10 protein-coding genes and 1 pseudogene are annotated in these 9,615 nt (G+C 71.0%); 9 read left to right on the top strand and 2 right to left on the bottom strand.

Annotated features, from left to right (window positions below; all coding sequences use genetic code 11):
• The 7 genes from moaA to chrA all read left to right on the top strand — a co-directional run.
• Nucleotides 1-1,094: GTP 3',8-cyclase MoaA (moaA, locus tag Y694_RS17150; protein WP_036234734.1), on the top strand; the 1,094-nt coding region annotated here is incomplete at its 5' end.
• A 12-nt stretch (nucleotides 1,095-1,106) separates the two neighbouring features.
• A complete protein-coding gene (gene mobA, locus Y694_RS17145; RefSeq protein WP_036234724.1) occupies nucleotides 1,107-1,718 on the top strand; it encodes a molybdenum cofactor guanylyltransferase MobA in 612 nt (203 codons plus the stop codon).
• The gene (locus Y694_RS17140) at nucleotides 1,711-2,292 is read left to right on the top strand and encodes a GNAT family N-acetyltransferase (RefSeq protein WP_011830110.1); all 582 of its coding nucleotides are present in this window, start codon (nucleotides 1,711-1,713) and stop codon (nucleotides 2,290-2,292) included. The genes mobA and Y694_RS17140 overlap by 8 nt, the downstream gene beginning before the upstream one ends.
• Nucleotides 2,293-2,308: 16 nt before the next feature.
• Nucleotides 2,309-3,610: a gephyrin-like molybdotransferase Glp gene (glp, locus tag Y694_RS17135; protein ID WP_036234722.1), complete on the top strand. Its 1,302-nt coding sequence runs from the start codon at nucleotides 2,309-2,311 to the stop codon at nucleotides 3,608-3,610.
• A gap of 60 nt (nucleotides 3,611-3,670) precedes the next feature.
• Nucleotides 3,671-5,332, top strand: coding sequence for a dihydrolipoyl dehydrogenase (locus tag Y694_RS17130; RefSeq protein ID WP_231497738.1), 1,662 nt, complete (start codon nucleotides 3,671-3,673; stop codon nucleotides 5,330-5,332).
• Between the two features lie 162 nt (nucleotides 5,333-5,494).
• A complete protein-coding gene (locus Y694_RS26105; protein WP_375136166.1) occupies nucleotides 5,495-5,932 on the top strand; it encodes a c-type cytochrome in 438 nt (145 codons plus the stop codon).
• Between the two features lie 66 nt (nucleotides 5,933-5,998).
• On the top strand, nucleotides 5,999-7,336 hold the full coding sequence (gene chrA / locus Y694_RS17120; protein WP_036234720.1) for a chromate efflux transporter: 1,338 nt from the start codon (nucleotides 5,999-6,001) through the stop codon (nucleotides 7,334-7,336).
• A gap of 21 nt (nucleotides 7,337-7,357) precedes the next feature.
• On the opposite strand, the gene Y694_RS17115 is transcribed toward chrA, so the two are convergent.
• Nucleotides 7,358-7,810 carry a ribonuclease H gene (locus tag Y694_RS17115; RefSeq protein ID WP_036234717.1) on the bottom strand — a complete coding sequence of 151 codons (453 nt, stop codon included), beginning with the start codon at nucleotides 7,808-7,810 and terminating at the stop codon, nucleotides 7,358-7,360.
• Nucleotides 7,807-8,655, bottom strand: coding sequence for a class I SAM-dependent methyltransferase (locus Y694_RS17110; RefSeq protein WP_036234715.1), 849 nt, complete (start codon nucleotides 8,653-8,655; stop codon nucleotides 7,807-7,809). Before Y694_RS17110 ends, Y694_RS17115 begins: the two co-directional genes overlap by 4 nt.
• Here Y694_RS17110 and gloB point away from each other — a divergent pair.
• Nucleotides 8,654-9,433 carry a hydroxyacylglutathione hydrolase gene (gene gloB, locus Y694_RS17105; RefSeq protein WP_036234713.1) on the top strand — a complete coding sequence of 260 codons (780 nt, stop codon included), beginning with the start codon at nucleotides 8,654-8,656 and terminating at the stop codon, nucleotides 9,431-9,433. The genes Y694_RS17110 and gloB overlap by 2 nt on opposite strands.
• A pseudogene (locus Y694_RS17100) lies at nucleotides 9,430-9,615 on the top strand (lytic transglycosylase); the annotation flags it as partial. The gene gloB and the pseudogene Y694_RS17100, both read left to right, overlap by 4 nt.

The following is a 9,615-nucleotide window of genomic DNA, read 5'->3' as shown; positions in this document are numbered from 1 at the left end:
GGCAACACGCCGCGCGGCCGGTCGTGCCCGTGCAGGCGCCGCCGCCGAGCGGGCTGCTGAGCGACCGCCGCGGCCGCGCGCTGCACGACCTGCGCATTTCGGTCACCGACCGCTGCAACTTCCGCTGCAGCTACTGCATGCCCAAGGAAGTGTTCGACAAGGACCACCGCTTCCTGCCGCACGGCGAGTTGCTGAGCTTCGAGGAAACCACGCGGCTGGCGCGCCTGTTCACGCTGCACGGCGTGCGCAAGATTCGCCTGACCGGCGGTGAACCGCTGCTGCGCAAGAACCTCGAGATCCTGGTCGCGCAACTGGCGGCGCTGCGCACGCCCGACGGCGAGCCGCTCGACCTGACGCTCACCACCAACGCCTCGCTGCTCGCGCGCAAGGCGGTGGCGCTGCGCATGGCCGGGCTGCGGCGCGTCACTGTCAGCCTCGATGCACTCGACGACGCCGTGTTCCGCCGCATGAACGACGTCGATTTCCCGGTGGCCGACGTGCTGGCCGGCATCGAAGCGGCGATCGCCGCGGGGCTGGCGCCGATCAAGGTCAACATGGTGGTCAAGCGCGGAACCAACGACCAGGAGATCGTGCCGATGGCGCGCTTCTTCCGCGAACGGTTCGGCGGCCGGGTGGTGCTGCGCTTCATCGAATACATGGATGTCGGCATCACCAACGGCTGGCGCATGGACGAGGTGCTGCCCTCGGCGCAGGTGGTGCAGCGCATCCACGAGGTCTTCCCGCTGCGTGCGCTCGAGCCCACCGCGCCGGGCGAGACCGCCGAGCGCTGGGGCTATGCCGATGGCCGCGGCGAGATCGGCGTGATCTCCAGCGTCACGCACGCTTTCTGCGGCGACTGCAACCGCGCCCGCCTGTCGACCGAGGGCAAGCTCTACCTTTGCCTGTTCGCGCAGCGCGGCCACGACCTGCGCGCGCTGCTGCGCGACCCGGCCGCCTACGACGACCGGCAGATCGCCGCGGCGATCGGACAGATCTGGCAGGGCCGCGACGATCGCTACTCCGAACTGCGCGGCAGTGCGGCCGGCGCAGAGGCGGCGGCCGCCAAGGTCGAGATGAGCTACATCGGTGGTTGAGGCACGAGCGCGATGATCGGCGCCGAACACATCACGGGTGTCGTCCTCGCCGGCGGGCGCGGCAGCCGCATGGGCGGCGTGGACAAGGGCCTGCAGCCCTACCGAGGCATCCCGCTCGCGCTGCACGCGCTGATGCGGCTGCAACCCCAGGTCGGGACGACGATGATCAATGCCAACCGCAACCTGGCCGCCTACGAGAGCTTCGGTGTGCCGGTCTGGCCCGACACCGACCCTGACTTCGCCGGGCCGCTGTCGGGCTTCCTGGTCGGGCTGGAGCGTGCCGAGTCGCCGTTCGTCGTGACCGTGCCCTGCGACACGCCGGACTTCCCCGACGATCTGGTGGCTCGCCTGGCCCACGCACTGGAGGCCGAGGACGCCGAGCTCGCGATGGTGCGCGCCCCCGACAGCGCCGACGCTCCCGGCGCGCCACGGCCCCAGCCGGTGTTCTGCCTGCTGCGCTCCACCCTGCTGGAAAGCCTAGTCCGCTTCGTCCACGCCGGGGGCCGCAAGATCGACCGCTGGACGGCGCAGCACCGCTGCGCGATGGTCGACTTCGACGCCGCCCCGTTCTTCAACGCCAACACGCTGGACGAACTGCGCCGGCTGGAGACGCAGCGTGTCTGAGCCGACCCTCGCCCGGCGCCCGAGCGCGCAGCAGCCGGCCGTGATCCGGCGCCTGGGTCCGGCCGACCTGCTGGCCTACAAGAACCTGCGCGACGAGGCGCTGCGCCTCTACCCCGAGGCCTTCACCTCCGACCACGAGAGCCAGCGCCTGCGCACGCCCGAGAGCTATCTGGGCCGGCTCGGGCTGAACGAGCCGCTGGGCGGCAGCTTCCTGCTGGGCGCCTTCGTCAAGGAAGACGGCGGACGCGAGCGGCTCGTCGGATCGGTCGGCCTCGAGCGCGACACACGCAACAAGACCCGCCACATCAGCCGGCTGATCGGGCTGATGGTGCTGCCCACCCACAACGGCCACGGCATCGGCAGCGCACTGGTCGGCGCCTGCGTCACCGCGGCGCACCAGGCCGCCGACCTCCAGATGATCGTGCTCAGCGTCACCGCCTCGAGCGACCGCGTGCTGCGGCTGTACGAACGTGCGGGCTTCCGCCGCTACGGCCTGCTGCCGCGCGCGGTGCGGCTGGTCGACGCGCGCGGCGAACACTACTTCGATCGCGCACACATGCAGCTCACGCTGTGAAGCACGCGCCCTGACGATGGACTCACCGACCCCCTCCGCCCTGCCGTCGATCGAACAGATCGCCTCCTGCATCGCCGGCTACGACCCCAATACGCTGGCCGTGGCGCAGGCGCAGGACTTCATCGCGCGCTTCGTGCCGAAAGTCGGCGCGGTGGAGCAGCTCGCGCTGCGCAGTGCGCTCGGCCGCGTGCTGGCGCACGACATCATCTCGCCGATCGATGTGCCGGCGCACGACAACTCGGCGATGGACGGCTACGCGTTGCGCGGTGCCGATCTGCGCGACGGCCAGCCCACCACGTTGCGCCTGGCCGGCACCGGCTTTGCCGGCCAGCAGTTCGAGGGCCGCGTGGCCGCGGGCGAATGCGTGCGAATCATGACCGGTGCCGTGATGCCGGCCGGCCTGGACACCGTCGTGCCGCAGGAGTTCACCAGCGTCGCCGACGGCGCCGTCACGCTGCCCGCCGGCGTGGTGCGCACCGGCGACAACCGCCGCCTTGCCGGCGAGGACCTCGCGCGCGGCGAGGCCGCGCTGCAGGCCGGTCGGGTGCTGCGCCCGGCCGACATCGGCATGCTCGCCTCGCTGGGCCGGGCCGAGGTGCCGGTGCGGCGCCGGCTGCGCGTCGCCTTCTTCTCCACCGGCGACGAGCTGCGCTCGATCGGCGAGCCGCTCGAGGCCGGCTGCGTCTACGACAGCAACCGCTACACGATCCACGGCATGCTCACGCGCCTGGGTGTCGATCTGCTCGACCTGGGCGTGGTCCGCGACGATCCGGCCGCGCTGGAAGCCGCCTTCCGCAGCGCGTGCGAGAACGCCGACGCGGTGATCACCTCGGGTGGCGTCAGCGTCGGCGAAGCCGACCACACCAAGCAGGTGATGGCAAGGCTCGGCGAAGTGGCGTTCTGGCGCATCGCGATGCGGCCCGGCCGGCCGATGGCCTTCGGCCGCGTCGCCTCGAACGGCCGCACCGCGGTGCTGTTCGGCCTGCCCGGCAACCCGGTTGCGGTGATGGTGACCTTCTATGCCTTCGTGCGCGATGCGCTGCTGGCGATGGCCGGCGCCACGCCCCAGAGCCTGCCGTTGCTGCGCGCGCGCGCCACCGAGGCCATCCGCAAGAAGCCCGGCCGCACCGAGTACCAGCGCGGCATCGTCTCGCGCGCCGCCGACGGCGACTGGGACGTGCAGCTCACCGGCGCCCAGGGCTCGGGCATCCTGCGCAGCATGAGCGTGGCCAACGGCCTGGTCGTGCTGCACCACGAACAGGCCTCGGTCGAGCGCGGCGGCTACGTCGACGTGTTGCCGTTCGACGGGCTCGTCTGAGACCGAGGGGCGCGTCGCACCGATGGCCCGCCCGCAATGATCGATCTGCAAGGAGCCCTCATGACCCCGGTGCGCGACGTCGACGTTGCCATTCTCGGCGCCGGCTCGGCCGGCCTGAGCGCCTACCGCGCGGCGCGCGAGCACACCGAGCGCGTGCTGCTGATCGACCCCGGCCCGCTCGGCACCACCTGCGCCCGCGTCGGCTGCATGCCGAGCAAGCTGCTGATCGCCGCCGCCGAGGCCGCGCACGCCGTCGACGACGCGACGCGCTTCGGCATCGACGTGCAGGGCGTGCGCATCGACGGCGCGCGCGTGATGGCACGCGTGCGCGCCGAGCGCGACCGCTTCGTCGGCTTCGTGCTCGACGACATCGAGCGCATCGCCCCCGACCACCGGCTGGACGGCGTGGCCCGCTTCCTCGACCCGCACCACTTGCAGGTGGACGGCCCCGGGGGCGCGCTCACCGTGCGCGCCGACCGCATGGTGATCGCCACCGGCTCGCGGCCTCGCCTGCCACCCGAGTGGCGCAGCGCGCTCGGCGATCGCCTGATCGTCAACGACGACGTGTTCGACTGGCAGGACCTGCCGCGTTCGGTGGCCGTGGTCGGCACCGGAGCGATCGGTCTCGAACTGGCGCAGGCGCTGCATCTGCTGGGCGTGCGCGTGCGTCTGCTGGGCCGCGGACCGACGGTCGGCCCGCTCAGCGATCCAGCGCTGGCCGCGCTGGCCGCCAGCCACTTCGATGCGACGCTGCCGCTGCAGCGCGACGCCACGGTGCAGCGCGTCGAGCGGCTCGGCGACGAGGTCGCCGTCCACTGGCGCAGCGCCTCCGGCACGCACAGCGAACACTTTGACGTGCTGCTCGCCGCCATCGGCCGGCGACCGAACACCGACGCGCTCGGGTTCGAGCACACCGGCCTCGATTGCGACGCCGACGGCGTGCCGCTGCACGACCCCACCACGATGCGCATCGGCCACTCGCACATCTTCATCGCCGGCGATGCGGGCGACGATCGCCCGCTGCTGCACGAGGCGTCTGATGAAGGCCTGATCGCCGGCCACAACGCCGGGCGCTATCCCGACGTGCAGGCCGGGCGTCGCCGCACGCCGCTGGCGGTGGTGTTCTGCGAACCGCAGATCGCGATGGCCGGTCGCAGCCACCGCGAGCTGACCGCGGCCGGCACGCGCTTCGCGACCGGTATCGTGAGCTTCGAGAACCAGGGCCGCAGCCGCGTGATCGGGCGCAATGTCGGCGCCCTGCACGTGTACGGTGAACGCGGCACGCGCCGCCTGCTCGGTGCCGAGATGCTGGGCCCTGCGGCCGAACACCTGGGCCACCTGCTGGCCTGGAGCATCGGCCGCGGGGAAACAGTCGACGAGGCCCTGGCCCAGCCGTTCTATCACCCGGTGATCGAGGAAGGCGTGCGCACCGCGTTGAGGCAGCTGCGCCAGGCGCTCGACCGCCCCGAGCCGGCGCCGTGCGAGGCTGTGCACCCGGCGACTGATGCGCCACGCCGCCTGACAGCGCACCGTCACGGCGCTGTCGATTCGCCGTCGCGCGGAGCGCGACGAGCTGACATCTGCCTGATGTGGGAAGCCGCCTACACATATCGGCGGCGCCCGCCGACTACGGTGCCTGCACGGACGCCCTACGGTGCGCTTGTCACCCTCGCATCGCGGTTCGATGCGGGCGTCCGGCCGAACCCAACCAGGAGTCAATGAATGCGCATCAGTGGAATGAAGCCCTCGTGGAAACAATGCATCGCCCCGCACGCGGCACTGGCGATGCTGCTCGTCACCGGCACGGCACGGGCCGACCTGGAGGCCGACCGCGCCTACTGCGAGTCGCTTCAAGGGGGTGCCCGCATCGTGTGCCTGCGCGACCTGAAGGCCACGCCCACGCCCGCCGCCAAGCCGCCCGCGGCCACCGCTGAGACGCCGGCTGCTGCGCCGGCGGCCGACGCCAAGCCCGCCGCCGCAGCGGCCACGCCCTCCGGCGGCGCCGCACCGTACAAGGTGGTCGACGGCTACAAGGTCGATCCCGAAACGATGAAGGGCTTCCGCACCTGGCGCGCCGCGGCCTGCGACCGCTGTCATGGCGCCAACCAGGAAGGCATGGTGGGACCATCGCTGATCAACAGCCTGAAGACGCTGAGCAAGGCCGAGTTCGTGACTACCGTGACCCAGGGCCGTCTCGAGAAGGGCATGCCGAGCTTCGGGCAGGCGCCCAACGTGGTCGGCAACATCGATCAGCTCTACGCCTACCTGAAGGGCCGCTCGGACGGCGCCATCACCAAGGCGCACGTCGAAGCGATGCCCTGAACCGACAAGCGACGCTGAGATACTCGCCGGCGTGACGGCGCGATGCCGTGAGGATGCACGCCGCCGATGAACCCCAGCGACACCGCCCCGCCCGCCGAAGTCGGCCTCCGAGAGGCTTTCGGCTTCTGGCTCAAGCTCGGCTTCATCAGCTTCGGCGGTCCGGCCGGGCAGATTTCGATCATGCACCAGGAGCTGGTGGAGCGGCGCCGCTGGATCTCGGAGCAGCGCTTCCTCCATGCGCTGAACTACTGCATGGTGCTGCCCGGTCCGGAAGCACAGCAGCTGGCCACCTACATCGGCTGGCTGATGCACCGCACCTGGGGCGGCCTGGTGGCCGGCGGGCTGTTCGTGCTGCCCTCGCTGTTCATCCTGATCGCACTGTCGTGGGTCTATCTGGCCTACGGCGAACTGCCGGCGGTGGCGGGCCTGCTGTACGGCATCAAGCCGGCGGTCACCGCGATCGTGGTGTTCGCTGCCTGGCGCATCGGTTCCCGCGCACTGAAGAATGCCTGGCTGTGGGCCATTGCGGTCGCGGCCTTCGTGGCGATCTTCGCTCTGCACGCGCCGTTCCCGCTGATCGTTCTGGCAGCCGGCCTGCTCGGCCACCTCGGGGGCCGCTACCTGCCCGATCGTTTCGCGATCGGCGGCGGCCATGGCCAGGGCGCAGCACGGCCGGGACCGGCGCTGATCGACGACGACACGCCGACGCCGGCCCACGCCCGCTTCTCCTGGCCGCATGCAACGCGCGTGCTGGTGGTCTTCGTGGCCTTGTGGGCCGTGGTCCTCGGCGCGCTGAGCCTGGCCTTCGGCTGGTCGGCGGTGCTGACGCAGATGGGGTGGTTCTTCACCAAGGCCGCGCTGCTGACCTTCGGCGGCGCCTACGCAGTGCTGCCCTATGTCTACCAGGGCGCGGTCGAACACTACCAGTGGCTGACCGGGCCGCAGATGATCGATGGCCTGGCACTCGGCGAGACCACGCCCGGCCCGCTGATCATGGTGGTGGCCTTCGTCGGTTTCGTCGGCGCCTGGACCCATGCGGTGTTCGGGTCTGACGCCCTGTTCGCGGCCGGCGCCGCCGCCGCCGTGGTCGTCACCTACTTCACCTTCCTGCCGTCCTTCCTGTTCATCCTGCTGGGCGGGCCCTTCATCGAGACCACGCATGGCAAGCTGCAGTTCACCGCGCCGCTGACCGGCATCACCGCCGCAGTGGTCGGCGTGATCGTCAACCTGGCGGTGTTCTTCGCCTACCACGTGCTGTGGCCGGCCGGGCTGGAGGGGCACTTCGAGTGGACCGCGGCACTGATCGGCGCGGCAGCGGCCGTCGCGCTGTTCGGCTTGCGGATCGGCGTGATCCCGGTCGTGCTGGCCGCCGGGCTGCTGGGTCTCGCCTGGGAGTTGCTCTGAGCAGGGACGCAGCGACCGGACTCAGCCGGCGCTGCCGGATTTCAGCGCCAGCGCCTTGTTCGCGAGCGCATCGGCGCGCTCGTTGAGCGGGTCGCCGTTGTGTCCGCGCACCCAACGCGTCGACACCTTGCGCGCATCGGCCAGCGCGAACAACTGCTTCCACAGATGCAGGTTGGCGACCGGCTCACCCTTGGAGTTGCGGTAGCCCTTGCGCTCCCAGCCGGTGCGCCACTCGCTCAGGCCCTTGAGCACGTACTGGCTGTCCGACACCAGTTCCACCAGCGCGCCGGCCGGCACGCGCGTCAGGCCTTCGATCGCCGCAGTCAGTTCGGCGATCTGGTTGGTGCCGTGGCCGATGAAGCCGAAATGATCGGTCTCGGTGCGGCCGTCCGGCGCGATGAGCACGGCGCCCCAGGCCGCCGGCCCGGGATTCGACGGCGCACAGGCGCCATCGGTGTAGGCGATCCACTTCATGTCTCGAATCTTTTCTCTCTGTCGTCGGGCGACGATCCTGCCCGGTGGTGCTTGTGGCTGACGACGGCCGGCGCGGCGCGCGGCTTCGGCGTCTTCTTCCAGGCCGGGCCGATGAGGCGCATGCCGCGCACGCGCTTCACGGCCTTGAGCAGATAGACCGCGCCGAACACCGGCCACCAGCGTTCGCCCGCGCGCTCCATCCACGCGTAGCGGTCCAGCCAGGCCTGCGAGCGCAAGGCCGGCCGGTAGCAGCCGAAGCCGCCGCTCTCGACCTCGAAGCTGAGCAGGCGCAGCCAGTCGCGCAGGCGCCGGTAGGCGATGAAGTCGCCGGCGCGCGGCAGGAACAGGCGCTCGTCGTCGCTGCGGCGACCGAGGCGCTGCGCAGCACGTCCGCCCGCCTGGCGCAAACCCCACAGGCTGGTCGGGTTCAGCCCGGTGATCACGACCTGGCCTTCGGGCACGAGCACACGCTCGACCTCGCGCAGCGTGTGGTGGGGGTCGCGCGCCAGTTCCAGCGTGTGCGGCAGCACCACGAGGTCGAGGCTCTGGCTCGCGAACGGCAAGGCATCGAAATCGCACGACAGCGCCACGGTGCGCGGCGCGGCGCCGCCGTCTTCTGGAACGGTCGCCGCGGCGCCCTCGCGGGCCGACAATGCAAGCCAACGGTGCGGCATGCGGTTGGCCTGCAGCGCATCGATCTCCGGCAGGCCGAGCTGCAATGCGTGAAATCCGAACACATCGGCCACATGCGTTTCGATGCGCGCCTGTTCCCACGCCAACACGTACCGGCCGGGCGGGGTCTGCAGCCACAAGGGCAAATCTATACTCGACGCTTCCTGCACCATGAACCTGATCGCTGTTCCCGCCTTCACGGACAACTACATCTGGATGCTCCACGATGGCGTGTCGGCCATCGTCGTCGATCCGGGGGAAGCCGCGCCGGTGACTCGCGCGCTCGACGAGCGGTCACTGAAGCTCGCGGCGATTGTAGTGACCCACCATCACGGCGACCACGTCGGCGGCGTCGACGCGCTGCGTGCACGTTTGCCCGACGGCCGCGGACCGGTCTACGGTCCGGCGCGCGAGACCATCCCGCAGCCCTGCCTGCCGCTGCGCGACGGCGATGCGATCGAGCTGTTCGGCACGCGCTTCGAGGTGATCGACGTGCCCGGCCACACCGCTGGCCACATCGCCTACTTCGGCCAGCCGGCCGGCGAAGCACCCATCCTGTTCTGCGGCGACACGCTGTTCAGTGGTGGCTGCGGCCGGTTGTTCGAGGGCACGCCGGCGCAGATGCATGCGTCGCTGTCGCGCCTGGCCGCGCTGCCCGGCGACACGCGGGTGTGCTGCGCCCACGAGTACACACTCGGCAACCTGAAATTCGCGTGCGCCGTGGAACCCGGCAACGCCGATCTGATCGACTACGTTGCGCAGTGCGAGTCGCTGCGACAACGCGACCTGCCCACGCTGCCCAGCACGGTGGCGCGTGAACGACAGGTCAACCCCTTTCTGCGCGTCACGAGCGCGCAGGTCCGAACCAGTGCCCGCGCGCATGGCGCCGCCGGCGACGATGCGGTGAGCGTGCTCGCGGCGTTGCGACAGTGGAAGAACGAATTCCGATGACCGCCCTGCTGCTCACGCCGAAGCGTCGCGCCACGCTGTCCGTGCTGGCCCTGACGCTCGTGCTGGCAGCCTGCGCCACCGCCCCGTCGCCCGAACCGATCACGGCTCCCGTCGTCAACGCCGGCGCCGCGGCACCCGGCGCCACGCCACCCCCCGAGGCCGCAGTGCCCGGCGTGGCCGCC

The sequence above is a fragment of the Methylibium sp. T29-B genome, assembly GCF_000576225.1.
Taxonomy (GTDB): Bacteria; Pseudomonadota; Gammaproteobacteria; order Burkholderiales; family Burkholderiaceae_C; genus Methylibium; species Methylibium petroleiphilum.
This window is presented reverse-complemented; position numbering and strand designations above follow the sequence as displayed.

Bases quoted from the DNA above. Each gene is read 5' to 3' on its own strand.
- mobA (WP_036234724.1), top strand. From the start codon at position 1,107: ATGATCGGCGCCGAACACATCACGGGTGTCGTCCTCGCCGGCGGGCGC.
- glp (WP_036234722.1), top strand. From the start codon at position 2,309: ATGGACTCACCGACCCCCTCCGCCCTGCCGTCGATCGAACAGATCGCC.
- Y694_RS17130 (WP_231497738.1), top strand. From the start codon at position 3,671: ATGACCCCGGTGCGCGACGTCGACGTTGCCATTCTCGGCGCCGGCTCG.
- chrA (WP_036234720.1), top strand. From the start codon at position 5,999: ATGAACCCCAGCGACACCGCCCCGCCCGCCGAAGTCGGCCTCCGAGAG.
- Y694_RS17115 (WP_036234717.1), bottom strand. From the start codon at position 7,810: ATGAAGTGGATCGCCTACACCGATGGCGCCTGTGCGCCGTCGAATCCC.
- gloB (WP_036234713.1), top strand. From the start codon at position 8,654: ATGAACCTGATCGCTGTTCCCGCCTTCACGGACAACTACATCTGGATG.
- Y694_RS17110 (WP_036234715.1), bottom strand. From the start codon at position 8,655: ATGGTGCAGGAAGCGTCGAGTATAGATTTGCCCTTGTGGCTGCAGACC.